The organism is Variovorax sucrosi, assembly GCF_051216635.1.
Classification (GTDB): Bacteria; Pseudomonadota; Gammaproteobacteria; order Burkholderiales; family Burkholderiaceae_C; genus Variovorax.
Genome location: NZ_JBPJZU010000010.1, coordinates 70,352 through 86,460 on the forward strand (window position 1 = coordinate 70,352; position 16,109 = coordinate 86,460).

At 69.2% G+C, this 16,109-nt stretch carries 18 protein-coding genes; 9 read left to right on the plus strand and 9 right to left on the minus strand.

Features of this window, described 5'->3' with window-relative positions; translation table 11 throughout:
- Window positions 1-19: 19 nt before the first annotated feature.
- The 3 genes from ACSFBE_RS19485 to ACSFBE_RS19495 all read right to left on the minus strand — a co-directional run bounded on the left by ACSFBE_RS19485 (window position 20) and on the right by ACSFBE_RS19495 (window position 3,099).
- Entirely contained in the window at window positions 20-970 is a 951-nt protein-coding gene (locus ACSFBE_RS19485; protein ID WP_435492069.1) for an alpha/beta fold hydrolase, read from the minus strand.
- A gap of 64 nt (window positions 971-1,034) precedes the next feature.
- Window positions 1,035-2,015 carry a Bug family tripartite tricarboxylate transporter substrate binding protein gene (locus ACSFBE_RS19490; RefSeq protein ID WP_435492070.1) on the minus strand — a complete coding sequence of 327 codons (981 nt, stop codon included), beginning with the start codon at window positions 2,013-2,015 and terminating at the stop codon, window positions 1,035-1,037.
- Between the two features lie 103 nt (window positions 2,016-2,118).
- Window positions 2,119-3,099 (minus strand): LacI family DNA-binding transcriptional regulator, encoded by a 981-nt coding sequence (locus ACSFBE_RS19495; RefSeq protein WP_435492071.1) that lies wholly within the window; start codon window positions 3,097-3,099, stop codon window positions 2,119-2,121.
- Window positions 3,100-3,352: 253 nt separating this feature from the next.
- Here ACSFBE_RS19495 and ACSFBE_RS19500 point away from each other — a divergent pair, with 253 nt between their 5' ends.
- The 4 genes from ACSFBE_RS19500 (at window position 3,353) to ACSFBE_RS19515 (ending at window position 6,850) form a co-directional block, all read left to right on the plus strand.
- Window positions 3,353-4,699 (plus strand): NAD(P)/FAD-dependent oxidoreductase, encoded by a 1,347-nt coding sequence (locus tag ACSFBE_RS19500; RefSeq protein ID WP_435492072.1) that lies wholly within the window; start codon window positions 3,353-3,355, stop codon window positions 4,697-4,699.
- Complete coding sequence (locus ACSFBE_RS19505; RefSeq protein WP_435492073.1) at window positions 4,696-5,610, plus strand: glutaminase; 915 nt, start codon at window positions 4,696-4,698, stop codon at window positions 5,608-5,610. The genes ACSFBE_RS19500 and ACSFBE_RS19505 overlap by 4 nt, the downstream gene beginning before the upstream one ends.
- A gap of 45 nt (window positions 5,611-5,655) precedes the next feature.
- Window positions 5,656-6,156: a hypothetical protein gene (locus ACSFBE_RS19510; RefSeq protein ID WP_435492074.1), complete on the plus strand. Its 501-nt coding sequence runs from the start codon at window positions 5,656-5,658 to the stop codon at window positions 6,154-6,156.
- Window positions 6,157-6,283: 127 nt separating this feature from the next.
- Window positions 6,284-6,850: a murein hydrolase activator EnvC family protein gene (locus ACSFBE_RS19515; RefSeq protein WP_435492075.1), complete on the plus strand. Its 567-nt coding sequence runs from the start codon at window positions 6,284-6,286 to the stop codon at window positions 6,848-6,850.
- 36 nt (window positions 6,851-6,886) lie between these two features.
- Here ACSFBE_RS19515 and ACSFBE_RS19520 read toward each other — a convergent pair whose 3' ends face one another.
- Window positions 6,887-7,303: a hypothetical protein gene (locus ACSFBE_RS19520; RefSeq protein WP_435492076.1), complete on the minus strand. Its 417-nt coding sequence runs from the start codon at window positions 7,301-7,303 to the stop codon at window positions 6,887-6,889.
- Between the two features lie 83 nt (window positions 7,304-7,386).
- Window positions 7,387-7,725, minus strand: coding sequence for a hypothetical protein (locus ACSFBE_RS19525; protein WP_435492077.1), 339 nt, complete (start codon window positions 7,723-7,725; stop codon window positions 7,387-7,389).
- 169 nt (window positions 7,726-7,894) lie between these two features.
- On the opposite strand from ACSFBE_RS19525, the gene ACSFBE_RS19530 reads away from it, so the two are divergent.
- Entirely contained in the window at window positions 7,895-9,343 is a 1,449-nt protein-coding gene (locus ACSFBE_RS19530) for an aminotransferase-like domain-containing protein (RefSeq protein ID WP_435492078.1), read from the plus strand.
- Between the two features lie 107 nt (window positions 9,344-9,450).
- On the opposite strand, the gene ACSFBE_RS19535 is transcribed toward ACSFBE_RS19530, so the two are convergent.
- A complete protein-coding gene (locus tag ACSFBE_RS19535) occupies window positions 9,451-9,576 on the minus strand; it encodes a hypothetical protein (RefSeq protein WP_435492079.1) in 126 nt (41 codons plus the stop codon).
- A gap of 109 nt (window positions 9,577-9,685) precedes the next feature.
- On the opposite strand from ACSFBE_RS19535, the gene ACSFBE_RS19540 reads away from it, so the two are divergent.
- Together ACSFBE_RS19540 and ACSFBE_RS19545 are read left to right on the plus strand one after the other, a co-directional pair.
- Window positions 9,686-10,711: a M14 family zinc carboxypeptidase gene (locus ACSFBE_RS19540; protein WP_435492080.1), complete on the plus strand. Its 1,026-nt coding sequence runs from the start codon at window positions 9,686-9,688 to the stop codon at window positions 10,709-10,711.
- Window positions 10,708-11,493, plus strand: a complete 786-nt coding sequence (locus tag ACSFBE_RS19545; protein WP_435492081.1) for an alpha/beta fold hydrolase — start codon at window positions 10,708-10,710, stop codon at window positions 11,491-11,493. The genes ACSFBE_RS19540 and ACSFBE_RS19545 overlap by 4 nt, the downstream gene beginning before the upstream one ends.
- A 10-nt stretch (window positions 11,494-11,503) precedes the next feature.
- Here ACSFBE_RS19545 and ACSFBE_RS19550 read toward each other — a convergent pair whose 3' ends face one another.
- Window positions 11,504-12,394, minus strand: a complete 891-nt coding sequence (locus ACSFBE_RS19550; RefSeq protein WP_435492082.1) for a LysR family transcriptional regulator — start codon at window positions 12,392-12,394, stop codon at window positions 11,504-11,506.
- A 118-nt stretch (window positions 12,395-12,512) separates the two neighbouring features.
- Between ACSFBE_RS19550 and ACSFBE_RS19555 the strand changes: the two genes are divergently transcribed.
- Window positions 12,513-12,926, plus strand: coding sequence for a DUF1127 domain-containing protein (locus ACSFBE_RS19555; protein WP_435492083.1), 414 nt, complete (start codon window positions 12,513-12,515; stop codon window positions 12,924-12,926).
- 134 nt (window positions 12,927-13,060) lie between these two features.
- Window positions 13,061-13,525 carry a CopD family protein gene (locus ACSFBE_RS19560; RefSeq protein ID WP_435492084.1) on the plus strand — a complete coding sequence of 155 codons (465 nt, stop codon included), beginning with the start codon at window positions 13,061-13,063 and terminating at the stop codon, window positions 13,523-13,525.
- Window positions 13,526-13,568: 43 nt separating this feature from the next.
- Here ACSFBE_RS19560 and ACSFBE_RS19565 read toward each other — a convergent pair whose 3' ends face one another.
- Window positions 13,569-14,813 (minus strand): CaiB/BaiF CoA transferase family protein, encoded by a 1,245-nt coding sequence (locus ACSFBE_RS19565; protein WP_435492085.1) that lies wholly within the window; start codon window positions 14,811-14,813, stop codon window positions 13,569-13,571.
- Between the two features lie 2 nt (window positions 14,814-14,815).
- On the minus strand, window positions 14,816-16,015 hold the full coding sequence (locus ACSFBE_RS19570; protein WP_435492086.1) for an acyl-CoA dehydrogenase: 1,200 nt from the start codon (window positions 16,013-16,015) through the stop codon (window positions 14,816-14,818).
- Window positions 16,016-16,109 lie beyond the last annotated feature (94 nt).

Consider the following 16,109-nt stretch of genomic DNA (forward strand, 5'->3'; position numbering starts at 1 on the left):
TCGGGCAGGCGATTTCGCGCTAGCGATCGCCCAACAGATCGCACAGCGCATGGCGCCACAGCGCATGCGCCGGCCCAGAGGCCTGGTGCCCGAACGCCGTGTCCATTTCCACGTAGCGCAACGCCTGCGGACGGCTCACCGCAGCCAGTGCCGCACGCACCGCCGGATCGGGTGGAAAGAGCTGATCGCTGTTGGCGACCACGTACAGCACGTTGGCACGCAGGCCTTCGAGCCGCGGCCTGACATCGAAACCCAGCGCGGCCTTGAGCAGAACGATCAGCGAGTGCGGATCGAATTCGGCCGCCCACGCAGCCGCCATGCGGTCCATGCGCTGATCGCGTTCACGCGATGTCATCCCTTGCGCCGCCAGGACTGCATCCATCGCATACGCCTGCAGCGTGGCCCACCGCAGGCGCTTCATCGTCTCTGGAATACCGCCGCCCGCATGGAATCGCCCGGCGTTCCACGACGGGTCGGCCTGCAGCTCGGCTTGCAGCGACTGCAGATTCATCAGCGGGTTGGGGGGCAGGTAGGGCGCCGACACGACGACACCGATCGCATCGACCCATCCGGGATGGTCCAGTGCCCACTGCAAGGCCTGGAAGCCACCGAGGGACGGCCCGACCACCGCACGCAGGTGGCGCACGCCGAGTCGCTCGAGCAGTTCGCGCTGGACATTGACGATGTCCGCGAAGCAGATATCGGGAAAGTCCGGCCCATAAGGAGCGCCGGTGCGCGGATCGATGCTGGCCGGGCCGGTCGTGCCGTAGCACGAACCGAGCACGTTCGAGCAGACGATGAAGTAGCGGTCCGTGTCCAGCGGTTTGCCAGGGCCGATCAAGGGCGCCCACGAGCCTTCCGCCACGCCGTCGCCATGCGCGAGCATCTGATGGCTCGCGGTGTAGCCGTGGGTGACGAGGATCGCATTGCGGCCGTCGGCAGCCAGCTGTCCATAGCTTGCGTAAGCCACGGACACCTCCGGCAATGAAACGCCGCAGGCAAGCCGGAATTCGCCGATCGAAAGGGTCGGGGTGCTACTCAATCTGGATTCCTGCATCCTTGATGGTGCGAAGCCACCGGGTGGTTTCCGCCCGCACGAATTTGTCGAAGTCGGCCTGGGAGGTGGCAAAGGGGATCCATCCCTCGGCACTCAGCCGATCCTGCACATCCTTGGACTGAACGGCCTTGAGGGTGGCGTCGTGCAAGCGTTCGACGATGGTCGACGACGTGCCTTTCGGCGCATCCAGGCCGGCCCACGATGTCACCACGAGTTCGGAGAAGCCGGCCTCGACGAAGGTCGGCACGGTCGGAAACACCGGATTGCGCTGGCGACTCGTCACGGCCAGGGCCTTGAGCTTGCCACCCTGGATGTGCGGGATGGCCGTGTCCTGATTGATCGCCATCATCGGGACCACACCCGCGAGCACATCCTGCAGTGCGGGCGCGGTGCCCTTGTACGCGACGTGATTCATCCGGATGCCGGCCAGGCGCTGGAACATCTCCATCGTCAGGTGCCCGGAGGTGCCGTTGCCGCCGCTGCCGAAGTCGATGCTCGATGGCTTCTTCTTGGCCAGCGCCACCAGCTGCGCCACGGTGCTGGCCTCGAAGTCGGGTTTGGCGACCAGGATGTTCGGTCCCTGGGTCATGGGCGCGATGTGAACGAAGTCGCTCACATAGTCGTACGGCAGTTTCGGATACAGGCCGGGGTTGATCGTGTTGAACACGCCGGTGAACAGCAGCGTGTAGCCGTCGGCCGGCGCCTTGGCGACCACGGCGGTTCCGAGCGAGCCCCCGGCCCCACCGCGGTTGTCGACCACGAAGGGCTGTCCGAAAGCCTTTCCAAGTTCGACGGCCAACAGGCGCGCCAGCCGGTCCGTGGCGCCGCCGGGCGGGGTGGGAACGATCAGCCGCACAGGTTTTGAAGGCCACGGCTCTCCCTGTGCCCAGACGGCGGCCGGAAGCATGGCGGTGCCCAGCATCGCTGCAAAAGCACGCCGGTTGAGAGAGAGGTGCATGGCTGTCTCCGAGTTCTTGTTGGGTATGGAGCAACAATGGTATCGGTACCATTTGGAGCGTCAATCCGTGAATCCTCATGGTTATCCCTGGGGAGGCACCCGATCAGCTGGTGCCGCGCTGCGCGATCGAGAAGCCGACGTCGACGGATTTCACGGCCTCCGCGCGCCCTTCGATCAGCGCCATCAACATGCCGGCCGCCCTTCGGCCAATCGCTTCGCCGTCGACATGCACGGTGCTCAACGAAGGCTCGAGGTCGCTCCCGAAGGGAAGATCGCCGCAACCCATCACGGCCATGCGGGCCGGCACCGCGAGCCCTCGCAACCGCGCCTCCGCCAGAACGCCCAAGGCGACGAGGTCGGAACTGCAGAAGACCGCATCGACCTCGGGCGTGCCCGCGAGCACGGAGGCCAATCCGGTACGCCCATCCATCAGGGTCGCCGGCGCCTTCACCGCATGGATGACGGGCGGATGCAGCCCCAGGCGGGCCGCTTCGTCGCAGAAGGCTTCGCTGCGCGAGCGCGAGCGCGTGTCGTCGCCGCCGAACAGCGCCAAGCGCCGATAGCCCCGTCCGTGGAAGTAACGCACGACTTCCCGGGCCATGGCCGCATGCGAAAAGCCGACGAGCATATCGAGCGGTGTGGGCGTCAGGTCCCATGTTTCCACGATGGGGACACCGCTGGCGCGCAACCGCTCGGACCACGCCGCATCCTCGAGCACACCGGTCAGCACGATGCCGCCGGGCCGTCGACCCAGGATGGTCTCCAGCAGCGCATCGCGCCGTGCGTTGTCGTAGCCGGTCTGTCCGAGCAACAGCTGGTAGCCGTTGGCCTCCAGGGCATCGCCGAGGGCTTGCAACATCGGATGCAGGGTCAGCGTGGAGATCGTCGGCACCACGGCGGCAATGAGACGGCTCTGGCCGGACGACAGCGCGCCCGCGGTCAGGTTGGGCACGTAGCCACTCGCTTTGATGGCGTCCCGGATGCGAAGCCGCACCTGCGCGGAGACCTGGTCGGGCTTGTTCAGCGCACGCGAGACCGTCATGGGCGCAACGCCCGCCATCCGGGCCACGTCGCGGATCGTCACCTGGCCCGTGCCGCGGCGGCGCGATGGCGCCGGCAATGGTGACGAGGGTGGGTCAGGTGGCTCAGGTGGCTCAGGTGGCTCAGGGTGCGACATGCAAAGATTCTAGGAACCCATCTCAGCGGTTCTCCAGCCGAGCACCCTGGCGATTGGGCGGTGGCCTGCCCACGCCCGCACCGCCCTTTCGGACGGTAGCGTCCACGAGCTTGGTACGCTCGCGCCCTGCACCTATAGCGCGAGAAGGAAAGACCGACCCATGCCAACAGTTCAGGAATGCGATGTGCTCGTCGTCGGCGGCGGGCCCGCGGGGTCGACCATCGCCACGCTTCTGGCGCGCGAGGGCCGCAACGTGGTGCTGCTCGAGAAAGCGCACCACCCGCGCTTCCACATCGGCGAATCGCTGCTGCCGGGCAATGTCGAACTGTTCGAGAAGCTGGGCGTGCGCGAGCAGGTCGAGAAGATCGGCATGCCGAAGTTCGGCATCGAGTTCGTCCCGCCGGACCTCGACTACTGCAGCTACGTCGACTTCTCCGAAGGCTGGGACCCGAGCAAGGATTCGGCCTGGCAGGTGCGCCGCTCCGAACTCGACGAGCTGCTGTTCCGCAACGCGGCCAAGGTGGGCGCGCTGACCCTCGAAGGCGCGAAGGTGCGCGAGATCGATTTCGACGACAGCGGCGCCACGGTGCAGGCGGTGCTCGACGACGGCGCCCCCCGCACCTGGCGCGCGCGCTTCATCGTCGATGCGAGCGGCCGCGACACGGTGCTGGCCACCAAGTTCAAGAGCAAGAAGAAGAACCCCGACCACAACAGCACCGCGCTCTTCGGGCACTTCCGCAATGCGCGGCGCCTGGAAGGCAGGCGCGAAGGCAACATCAGCATCTGCTGGTTCGAGCACGGCTGGTTCTGGTTCATTCCGCTGGCCGACGGCACCACCAGCGTCGGCGCCGTCTGCTGGGCCTACTACCTGAAGGCGCGCGACAAGCCGTTGAAGGACTACTTCTTCGACACCATCGCGATGTGCCCCGAGCTGCACGACCGCCTGAAGGATGCGACGCTGGTCGACGACGCCGTGCACGCGACCGGCAACTTCGCCTACTCGAGCACGCACGCCACGGGCGAGCGCTACCTGATGGTGGGCGATGCCTTCACCTTCATCGACCCGATGTTCTCGTCGGGCGTGTTCCTGGCGATGCAGAGCGCCTTCGACGGCGCGAAGCTGGTGCAGACGGCGCTCGACCGGCCCGCCGAACTGGCCATGGCACGCGAAGCGTTGGAGGAGCGCATGCGGGTCGGCCCGCGCGACTACTCGTGGTTCATCTACCGCGTGACGAACCCGACCATCCGCGACATGTTCATGCACCCGCAGAACATCTTCAATGTGAAGCAGGGGCTGATGTCGTTGCTCGCCGCCGACATCCATCAAGAAGGGCCCAGCTACCGGCGCTCGCTGCTGATGTTCAAGGTGGTCTACTACTTCGTCTCGCTGCTGAACTTGCGCCGCACCTATGCCGGGTGGAAGCGCCATCGCTTCAACGTGCGCGACATGGGGATGCTGCGCGGCGAGACCATCATGAAGGCCGACGGCGCCGAAGCGCCTCGATGAACTTCCAGCCCGTCCTCGACGAGATCAACACCGAACTGCGCCCGCTGCTCGGGCAGGCCGGCACGGTGGCCAGCTACATCCCGGCGCTGGCGCGCGTGCCGGCGCAGCAGTTCGGCATCGCACTGCGCACCTGCCACGGCGAGGAGGCCTGCGCCGGCGACGCGGCCGTGCCCTTCTCGATCCAGAGCATCTCCAAGCTCTTCACGCTGACGCTCGCCATGAGGCGCATGGGCGACGCGCTGTGGGAACGCATCGGCCGCGAGCCCTCGGGCAACCCCTTCAACTCGCTGGTGCAGCTCGAGAACGAGCAAGGCAAGCCGCGCAACCCCTTCATCAATGCCGGCGCCATCGCGGTGGCCGACCGGTTGCTGAGCCAGGGGGATGCCCAGCGCGACATCCTGGCGCTGCTGTCCGACCTGGCGGGCGAGCCGATCGCCTTCGATGAAGAGGTGGCCGCGTCCGAGGCTGCCACCGGCTACCGCAACTACGCGTTGGCCAATTTCATGAAGAGCTTCGGCAAGATCGACAACGACGTGACGCCGGTGCTCGACGTGTACTTCCATCAGTGCGCGTTGCGCATGACCTGCCTGCAGTTGGCGCGCGCCGCAGCCTTCCTGAGCCGCGACGGCGCCCATCCGCTCGGTGGGCAACCGGCCGTCTGCACCGAGCGCCAGACGCGCCGCCTCAACGCGCTGATGCTGACTTGCGGCACCTACGACGCGGCCGGCGACGTGGCCTTCTCGATCGGCCTGCCCTGCAAAAGCGGCGTGGGCGGCGGCATCGTGGCGGTGGTGCCCGACCACCTCACGCTGGCCGTGTGGTCGCCGGCGCTCGACGCCACCGGCAATTCCCTGCTCGGCCTGAAGGCGCTGGAACTGTTCGTCGCGAAGACCGGGCTGTCGGTGTTCTGAGCGGCTCGGCGCCGTGTCGTGCGGCTGTGCAAGACTCGACCCCTCATGACCGACATTTCAAGCACCGCCGACGAGTCCGGCATCGAACCGATCCAGACACCCACGCTGTGGCGCGATGAGCAGTGGACCGCCCGCATCATCAAAAACGAAGACGACGACGGCTGGGCCGTCGCGATGACGCGCCATGGCGACCCCGAACCCGCGCTGGTCGGCCCCTGGACCATGGGCCGCGACAAGAAGAACCCCAAGCCGCTGGACACGCCGGCCTTCCACACGCTGGTGAAGACCGCCAACGAGGTGCTGCGCCGGCACGAGCAGCAGCTGCATGCACAGCTCAACAAGCACCTGTTCGTCGGCCACGGCAACGAGCGCATCCGCGTGGCGCTGCGCATCGTGCCGGACGAGGACAACCCGCACGGCCTGCTCAGCGCGCAGGACGAGTCGGGCACGACGCTCGGCGAAGCGCGCGTGGCGCCGACCTTCAAGCTCACGGCCGCCAGCGCCGAGGCGTGGGTCGAGAACGGCTACCCTTCGAAGCCGCGATAGCCCCCCGCCGCCAGGGACTTCCCCGTCGCCAGGCAGGAACATCGGCGCGATGATCGCGTCGTACAGGGAGCCATCCATCGTCAACGAACCTTGCAATAAGGCTTTGCACCCCCCCATGGGCCCCAACATGCACCGTTTTTCCCCGTCGTCCGTGATGCTGCATTCGACCCTGGCCGCCGTTGCGGTGGCCGCCCTCGCCGCCTGCGGCACGACCACGCCGCTGCCGCCGATGGCCCCGCTGCCGACCTATTCGACGCCGGCGCCCGCGCCCGTGCCGGTGGCGCCGCCGGCACCGACCTCACCGGGGCTGCGCGACAACCTGGGCGCCGCGTTCGGCGCGCCCGCGGCCGGCCCGGTGATCGGGCGCTTCGACGGCAACACGAACAAGGGCATCGACATCGGCGGACGGCTCGGCGACCCGATCCGGGCCGCACGGGCCGGTCAGGTGGTGCTGGTGAGCAGCGCATTGCCGGCCTACGGCACGATGGTCATCCTCAAGCACGACAACGACTTCATCACCGCCTATGCGCACATCGGCCGCGCCCTGGTCGCCGAGGGCGACCCGGTGGCACGGGGCCAGCAGATTGCGGAGATGGGCCAGAGCGGCACCGATCGGGTGAAGCTGCGCTTCGAGATCCGCAAAGCCGGCGCGGCGGTCGACCCGCAGCCCTACCTCAGCGGCACGGCGCAGTAGCGCGGGCGGACACGCGCCGCCTCAGCGACCGTCGGCTCAGCAGTTGCCCTTCTTGGCCTGGCCCGGAGGGCAGTGGTGGCCGCCGTGCGGGCCGTCGTGGCGGTCATGCCGGCGTTCTTCGCGGCGTGCCTCGCGCCGCTCCGCGCGGCGCCAGTCGCCTTCGCGCCAGCGCCAGCCGTCGTCGACCCGCACCCAGCCGCCCGGCGCATAGGCGTAGTCGGGCCGCGCGGCCTGCCAGTAGCCGCCGCGCCATTGGTAGTCGCGGCCGGCCCATTGCCAATGGCCCGGCACCCACACCTGACCCGAGCGCGGGCCCGGCATGCGCTCGTAGCGCGGCGCCGGCGGCGCGACCTGCACCACGCCGGGTACGTTGATGTTGACCGAGACCTGTGCGGCTGCAGGGATGGCGGTGGCGACCAGGAGGGCGGCCAGCAGGAGGGAGGGGCTTTTCATGGGGTTCCTTGTGATTTGGACGGACTCTCGAACAACGTCGCCGGCCCGCCTTCGCCGTAAGGATATTCCATGAGTCGCCAGCTTTAGGCGAGCGCCGGGCGCCGCAGGCGTTGCCATAGCCACTGCCAGCGCGACGCCGGCGCGTGCCGCAGCAATACGGCGTCGCCGCCGCGCGCCTCCAGCACGCACCAGCCGCTGGCGGTCAGGGCATGGCGCTGGCCTTCGGCCAGGGCGGTGGCGGGCGCGACCAGGGTCTCGCCCAGCCAGCGCATCGGCTCGCGCAGCACCACCGCGCCGGCGGTCACCTGCAGGGTGGTGCCGGCGTCGAGCGCGACATGCAGGGCCTGGCCGCGGCGCAGTCGCAGCGTGCGAATCGTCGTCGTCGTCGTCGTCGTCGTCGTCGTCGTCGTCGTCGAGGTCATCGGGAACTCCTTGAAGCGAGGTCTCGATGCTCCGCCGCCTGGCCGTATCGCAACAGGCACAGCCAGACCGCATGCGAACGGAACAGAGGCGGTGCGCGCCCCTCTGTTATGGTCGTTTTTCGAGAATCTGCATCTGTTCCAAGGCCCGGGCCCGGGCCAGCATCGCCCCATGTCCCTGACGACGACCCCGCCGCTCTACCGCCAGCTCGCCAACCACTACCGGGGCGCGATCGAGGCCGGCGCGCTGCGGCCGGGCGAGCGGATGCCCTCGTTGCGCAGCCTGATGCGACTGCACGACATCAGCCTGTCGACCGCGCTGCAGCTGTGTCGCACCCTCGAATCCGACGGCTGGGCCGAAGCGCGCGCCCGCTCGGGCTACTTCGTGCGCCAGCCGCAGCGCCTGCGCATGGTGCCGATGGACGAGCCGGTGGCCGGGCTGCGGCCCGACCCGGCGCAATACGTCGGCATCCACGGCCAGGTGTCCGACTTCGTGGCGCGTCGGCGCCGTGCCGAGGTCCGGCTGAACCTGTCGATCGCGCGCGCCGCGCCGCAGTTCTACCCGGCCGAAGCATTGCGCGCGGCCATGACGCGTGCGCTGCGGCTACGCCCCGAGCTCATCTCGGGCGTGCCGCCGCTGCAGGGCGACCCGCACCTGCGCGCGGTGCTGGCCAAACGCGCACTCGCCGCCGGCATGACCATCGCGCCGGAAGACGTGCTCGTCACCAACGGCTGCATCGAGGCGCTCAACCTCGCGCTGCGCGCCGTGGCCCAGCCGGGCGACACCATCGCGGTCGAATCGCCGACCTTCTACGGCCTGCTGCAGGTGCTCGAAAGCCTGGGCCTGCGCGCGCTGGAGATCCCGACCAGTCCGCAGACCGGCCTGTCGGTCGAGGCGCTCGAGCTCGCCATCCAGACCTACGGCGACATCAAGGCGGTGGTGGTGGTGCCGCACCTGCAGAACCCGATGGGCAGCGTGATGCCCGACGCGCACAAGGCGCGGCTGGTGGCGCTGTGCGATGCGCAGGGCGTCGCGGTGATCGAAGACGACACCTACAGCGAACTGCTCGACGCCGACGGCACGCCGCGCGCCATCAAGTCGTGGGACCGCACGGGCAACGTGCTGCACTGCGCGTCGCTGCACAAGATCCTGGCGCCGGGCCTGCGCCTCGGGTGGATCAGCGCCGGCCGCTGGCAGGCACGGGTGGAAATGCTCAAGTACACGCAGACGCGCAACAACGAGATCCTGTCGCAGCTCGGTGCCGGCGAATTCATGGCCACGGGCGCCTACGACCGCCACCTGCGGCGGCTGCGCAGCGCCCTGCACGGCCAGCGCGAACGCACCGCGGAGGCCATCGCGACCTACTTCCCCGACGGCACCCGGATGAACCTGCCGCCGGGCGGACTGCAACTGTGGGTCGAGTTGCCGCAGGGCTGCTCGTCGGCCGCGGTGTTCGAGGCCGCGCTGCAGGAAGGCATCGCGGTGGCGCCCGGCTGGCTGTTCTCGAACAGTGCGCGCAGCGACCACTTTCTGCGGCTGAACTGCGGCTGGCCCTACGACGACACGATCGATGCGGGCCTGCGTCGGCTGGGCGACCTGGCCGCTGCCGCGATGCGTTGAGCCCCCACGCTCATCACTTCGTGTATTCGCTGCCCCCCGAGGGGGCGCAGGCCTGCCTTGGGGCGGCCCGGCGGAAGGCCTGAGCCTTCAGCGCCGGGGGCGGTCGTTCAACGTCCGGGCCGGCGCAGGCGGGAGCGCGCCAGCGCGAACGACTCCGCCACGCCCCAGGCGAAGGCCCCGGCGATCACACGCAGGCCTTGGATGGTCATCGGCAGGTAGAAGTCGGTGCGCATGAAAGAGCCTCCGTGGGAGAAAGCAGACCCTTGCCACCGTACGCGCGGTCGATGACAGTTTGATGGCAGGCCGCTGGCTATGCTTCGCTCGCCGAAGCACCCTACTGCCATGCGCCCCGCCCCCTCCGAACTGCCCGAACTGCTGGAACTCCAGGCCCTCGTCGACCTCGCCGGGCCGGCGATGGAGCGGCGTGTGCTCTGCGAGGTCGATGCCGGCGGCGAGCGCTTCGAGGTGCAGGCCTTCCTGCTCGGCAGCGAGCGCAGCGACGTGCCCGCCGTGGGCTTCTTCGGCGGCGTGCACGGGCTGGAACGCATCGGCGCGCAAGTGACGATCGCCTACCTGCGCAGCATCGTCACGCGGCTGCAGTGGGACACGACATTGCAGCGCCAGCTCGAGACGCTGCGGCTCGTTTTCCTGCCGATCGTCAATCCCGGAGGCCTGTGGCTCGGCACGCGGGCCAACCCGCGCGGCGTCGACCTGATGCGCAACGCGCCGGTCGACGCGCGCGGCCGAGTGCCCTTTCTGCTCGGCGGCCAGCGCCTGAGCGCGACGCTGCCCTGGTACCGCGGCGTCGAAGGCGAGGCGATGGAAAGCGAGAGCGCCGCGCTGTGCGCCCTGGTCGAGCAGGAGCTGCTCAGCCGGCCCTTCAGCATCGCGCTCGACTGCCACTCGGGCTTCGGCCTGACGGACCGCCTGTGGTTCCCCTATGCGCACACGCCGCAGCCGATGGCGCACCTGCCCGAGATGCACGCGCTCGGCGAGCTGATCGACCTGAGCCTGCAGCACCATCCCTATGTGCTGGAACCGCAGAGCCGGCAGTACACCGCGCACGGCGACCTGTGGGACCACCTCTACCTCACGGCCTGCACCCGGCCCGACACGCTGTTCCTGCCGCTCACGCTGGAGATGGGCTCATGGCTGTGGGTCAAGAAGAACCCGCGCCAGCTCTTCTCGCGGCACGGCATCTTCAACCCGGTCATCGCGCACCGGCAGCAGCGCGTGCTGCGGCGCCACCTGTGGTGGATGGACTTCATCACGCGTGCCGCAAGCAGCCATGCGCAGTGGGTGCCGGTGGACGAAGCGCGGCGGCGCCACCATGCGCAGGCGCTGGCGCGCTGGTACGAGGCCGTATGAACAGAAGCTCGGGCGCTCTCCCGTGGGTGCTGCTGCGCGGCCTCACGCGCGAGGCCGGCCATTGGGGGGCGCTGCCGGCGATGCTGGCGCAACGGCTGCCGCAGGCGCGCGTGATCGCGCTCGACCTGCCCGGCGCCGGTGCGCGGTACGCGATGCAGAGTCCGTGGTCGATCCGCGCCACGATGGAGTCTTGCCGTGCCGAACTGCGCACCCAGGGCGTGACGCGCTGCCACCTGCTCGCGATGTCGCTCGGCGCCATGGTCGCCGTCGAGTGGGCGCACCGGCATCCGCAGGAGGTGGCCAGTGCGGTGCTGGTGAACACCAGCCTGCGGCCGTTCAGCGCCTTCCATCAGCGGCTGCGCCCGCAGCACTATCCGGCCCTGCTCGGCGTGCTGTGGCCGGGGCGCGATGCGCGGGCGCGCGAAGCCACGGTCCTGCGGCTGACGAGCCGGCACCATGCGACCGGCACTGCCGCACCGCGCATCGTGGACGACTGGGTCGCGTTGCGTGCGCAGCATCCGGTAGCGGCCGCCAACGCACTGCGGCAGCTGCTCGCCGCCGCGCGCTATTGCGCACCGGCGCAGGCGCCTCGGGTGCCGCTGAAGGTGCTGGTGGGCGCGGGCGACACGCTGGTGGACCCGGGTTGCTCGCGCCGCCTGGCGCAGGCCTGGCGCTTGCCCATCGCCGAGCATCCGACCGCCGGCCACGACCTGGCGCTGGACGATGGCGCATGGACCATCGACCAGGTCGTGGCCTGGTCGGCCCTGCAGGGCGCCGGCTGACGCACCGGGCTCAGACCTGCCGAAACGCCATCAGCGTTTCGATCACCCGCTCGGTGGCACCGTCGAGCGAGGCCTTGCTGCGGTGCGCGATGCCCAGCCGACGCGTGAGCTTCGGGCTGAGCGGCAGGATCTGCACCCGATCGCGCCAGGCATCGTCGGTGCTGGGCGTCAGCGGCAGCATGGCCGCGCCGTAGCCCGCGGCCACCAGGCTGCGGATCGCCACGTCGTAGTTCAGCTCGATGCGGGCGCGCGGCGCCTGCCCGGCATTGGCGAACCACTCCACCGCCAGCCGGTACATGTGCGTGGTCGCGTCGTTGAAGATCAGCGGTTGCGCCGCCAGCCAGGCCGGTGTCACCCGCTTGGGCGCCTGCCACTTCGGCGGCACGAAGGCCATCATCGGCTGGGTGCGCCAGGCGGTGACGGCGAGCTCGCGCAGCGGCGGCTGCGGCATGGCGACCAGCCCGATGTCGAGCGTGCCCTGGGCCAGGCGCGACATCGCGTCGGTCGAGCCGAGGATGCTCACTTCGACGTCGATGCCGGGATGGCTCGCCTGCAGCGCTTCCAGCACCTGCGGCAGCAGGTCGATCACCACGCCGGTCGATGTGCCCAGCCGCACGCGGCCGATGCGGCCTTCGGCCTGTCGGCGCACCGCGTCCACCGCATCGTCGGCATCGCGCAGCAGGCGGCGGCCCCGCTCCACCAGGGCCATGCCCGCCGGCGTGAGCGTGACGCTGCGGCTGCCGCGCGCCACCAGCTGCGCGCCCAGCCGCGATTCGAGTTCGCTGATGTGCAGGCTGACCGTTGGCTGCGCGAGATGCAGCGCCTGCGCGGCCGCAGAGAAGGTGCCGAGGTCGGCGATTGCGACCAGGGTGCGCAGCTGGTCGAGGTTGAGTTGGCGCATGGCGGTCGAGAGGAAAGTGAGCTATCAGGAAGGCTGATCGTTGGCCTCAGAAATCTCAACTTCCACAATACCACGCCGGCACTCAAGATCGCGGCTCACTCAGCCCCAGGAGCTTTCGATGACCCGCTCGCCTACAGTCGCATCCACCCCTTGGTTCGCCACGCTGCGCCGCTGGATCGGCCGCCTGTGCGGCACCGGCACCGCATCGGCTGACGCACGCGATCTGCGCGGGATGAGCGACCACGAACTCAAGGACCTGGGCATCGGCCGCAGCGAAATCCAGGAGTGGTCGCGACGGCGCGCACCGACCGATCACCCTGGAACCCGTGAGCGCGCGCCGCTGCGCGGCAGCGCCGAGGGGCGTTGCGACTCAGTGCGCGCGGACGCCGAGCACCGACAGCACGACGGCCGCCAGCGTCAAGGCGACCGGTTGCTCGCGAGCGGTCAGTGCACGGGCCTGCGCAGCCGACAGCCGGCTGGGATGGAACACGTTTTTCTCGGAATGAAGGGCAGTGGTCATATGAACTCCTGAGTGGCGCGGACCTCGTGTCCGCAGGGGTTCGAAGATAGGCCAGCGCCCCGCCACCCGCACAGGCGCCGGGGAACCACCGTGTTTCCGTTTCGCGAACGAAACGCGGCGGAGGGCGTTGTGGTCTACGCTGCGCCATGCTCCTCACAACCTCGCTCCTTCTCTTCCTTCATCTGATCGCCGTGACCTTCTGGGTCGGCGGCATGGCGGTGATGCACCTCGCGGTGCGGCCCGCCGCCGTGGCCACGCTCGAGCCACCGCAGCGCCTGCCCTTCATGGCCGCGGCGCTGTCGCGCTTCTTCGTCGGCGTCTCGATCGCGGTGGCCACGACCCTCGCCAGCGGCCTCGCCCTCGTGATGGCCAGCGGTGGCTTCGCAGGCGTGCACTGGCGCGTGCATGGCATGTTCACGGGGGGGCTGGTGATGATGGCGCTGTTCCTGCACATCCGCTTCGCGCCCTACGCGCGGCTGCAGCGTGCGGTTGCCGCGCGGGCGTGGCCGATGGCGGCCGTGCAGCTCGGCAGCATCCGCAAACTGGTGGCGGTGAACCTGACGCTCGGCGTCGTGGTGGTCGCGCTCGCGGTGGTCGGCCGAGCCTTCTGATCGCCGAGGGCTGAGCGCCCTGGGCGCTCGGCGACAGCGCTCGTCAGACCACCCCGGCGGCGCGCAACGCAGCGATCTGCGCGGCGTCGACGCCCCACTCGGCCAGCACCTCGTCGGTGTGCTGGCCCAGCGCCGGCGGTGCATGGCGCAGCACCGGCGGCGTGGCCGACAAGCGCAGCGGACTGGCCACGCCGGTGATGCTGGCGATGCCGTCGCCCGCATCGCGCGGCAGCGTCACGGCCAGGCCGCGCGCCTTCACCTGTGCGTCGTCGAAGGCCTGGGCGATGTTGTTGATCGGGCCGCAGGGCACGGCCTTGTCCTCGAGTAGCGCGATCCACTCGGCCGTGCTGCGGGTGCGCGTGACCTCCTGCATCGCCGGGATCAGCACCTCGCGGTGCTTCACGCGCAGCGTGTTGGTCGCGAAGCGCTCGTCGACCGCCCACTCGGCGCGGCCGGCCGCTTCACAGAAGCGCGCGAACTGGCCGTTGTTGCCGATGGCCAGCAGCATCGCGCCGTCCTGCGTCTGGAAGTCCTGGTAGGGCGCCAGGCTCGGGTGGCTGTTGCCCTGGCGCTGCGGCACGCTGCCTGTGTTGAGGAAGGCGCTGGCCTGGTTCGCGAGGATCGCCATGCCGACGTCGAGCAGCGCCATGTCGATGTGCTGGCCTTCGCCGGTGCGGTGCCGCACTTCCAGCGCGGCGAGGATGGCCGTGCTGGCATAGACGCCAGTGAACAGGTCGGTCAGCGCCACGCCCACCCGCAGCGGGCCACCGCCGGGCACGTCGTCGGGACGGCCGGTGATGCTCATCATGCCGCTGGTGGCCTGGATCATCAGGTCGTAGCCGGCGCGCTGTGCATGCGGGCCGTCGTGGCCGAATCCGGTCACGCTGCAGTAGATGAGGCGTGGGTTGGCGGCGCGCAGGCTCTCGTGGTCGAGCCCGTACTGCGCGAGGCCGCCGGTCTTGAAGTTCTCCACCACGATGTCGCTCTGCGCCGCCATGCGCTGCAGCAGCGCCTGGCCTTCGGGCGTGGCCATGTCGACCGTGACCGAGCGCTTGTTGCGGTTGCAGGCGGTGAAGTAGGTGGCCTGGTCGGTGTCGTTGCCATCCGCGTCCTTCAAAAAAGGCGGGCCCCAGCCGCGCGTGTCGTCGCCCACGCCGGGGCGTTCGATCTTCACGACGTCGGCGCCCAGGTCCGCGAGGATCTGCGTGCACCACGGGCCCGCGAGCACGCGGGACAGGTCGAGCACCTTCAGGCCGGCGAGGGCGCCTTCCTTCGACGGGATGCTCATGCTCAGTTCGCGAAGGCGGCGATGCCGGTGATCGCACGCCCCAGGATCAGCGCGTGGATGTCGTGCGTGCCTTCATAGGTGTTCACGACTTCCAGGTTCACCAGATGGCGGGCCACGCCGAACTCGTCGCTGATGCCGTTGCCACCCATCATGTCGCGCGCCTGGCGGGCGATGTCCAAGGCCTTGCCGCAGTTGTTGCGCTTGAGGATGGAGGTGATCTCGACCGAAGCCGTGCCTTCGTCCTTCATGCGGCCCAGGCGCAGGCTGCCCTGCAGGCCCAGGGCGATCTCGGTCTGCATGTCGGCCAACTTCTTCTGGATCAGCTGATTGGCGGCGAGCGGGCGGCCGAACTGCTTGCGGTCGAGCGTGTACTGGCGGGCGCGGTGCATGCAGTCCTCGGCCGCGCCCATGGCGCCCCAGGAGATGCCGTAGCGTGCGCTGTTGAGGCAGGTGAAGGGGCCCTTGAGGCCCTGCACTTCGGGGAAGGCGTTCTCTTCAGGGCAGAACACGCCGTCCATCACGATCTCGCCGGTGATGCTCGCGCGCAGGCCGACCTTGCTGTGGATGGCCGGGGCGCTGAGGCCCTTCATGCCCTTTTCCAGCACGAAGCCGCGGATCGGGCCGACCGTGCCGCTTTCGCTGACTTCCTTGGCCCACACGACGAACACGTCGGCGATGGGCGAATTGCTGATCCACATCTTGGCGCCGCTGATCGCGTAGCCGCCCGGCACCTTCTTGGCGCGGGTGACCATGCTCCCGGGGTCGGAGCCGTGGTCGGGCTCGGTCAGGCCGAAGCAGCCGATCCATTCGCCGGTGGCGAGCTTGGGCAGGTACTTCTGCTTCTGCGCTTCGGTGCCGAACTCGTTGATCGGCACCATCACCAGCGAGCTCTGCACGCTGGCCATCGAGCGGTAGCCCGAATCGACGCGCTCGACTTCGCGCGCGATCAGGCCGTAGGCCACGTAGTTGAGGCCGGGGCCGCCGTACTGCTCGGGGATGGTCGGGCCCAGCAGGCCGAGTTCGCCCATCTCACGGAAGATGGCCGGGTCGGTTTCGCCAGAGCGGAAGCCCTCGACCACGCGCGGCAGCAGGCGCTCCTGGCAGTAGGCATTGGCCGCGTCGCGGATCATGCGTTCTTCTTCGGTCAGTTGCTGGTCGAGAAGAAGGGGGTCGTCCCAGTGGAATTGCGCTTTGGCGGCCATGTGGCTGTCTCCGAAAAGAAGAGGGGAAATCGGGGGGAAAGGAATCTGACGATGCTAGCCGCCACACCGAGCCGGCGCAAACGAGCAATACTCA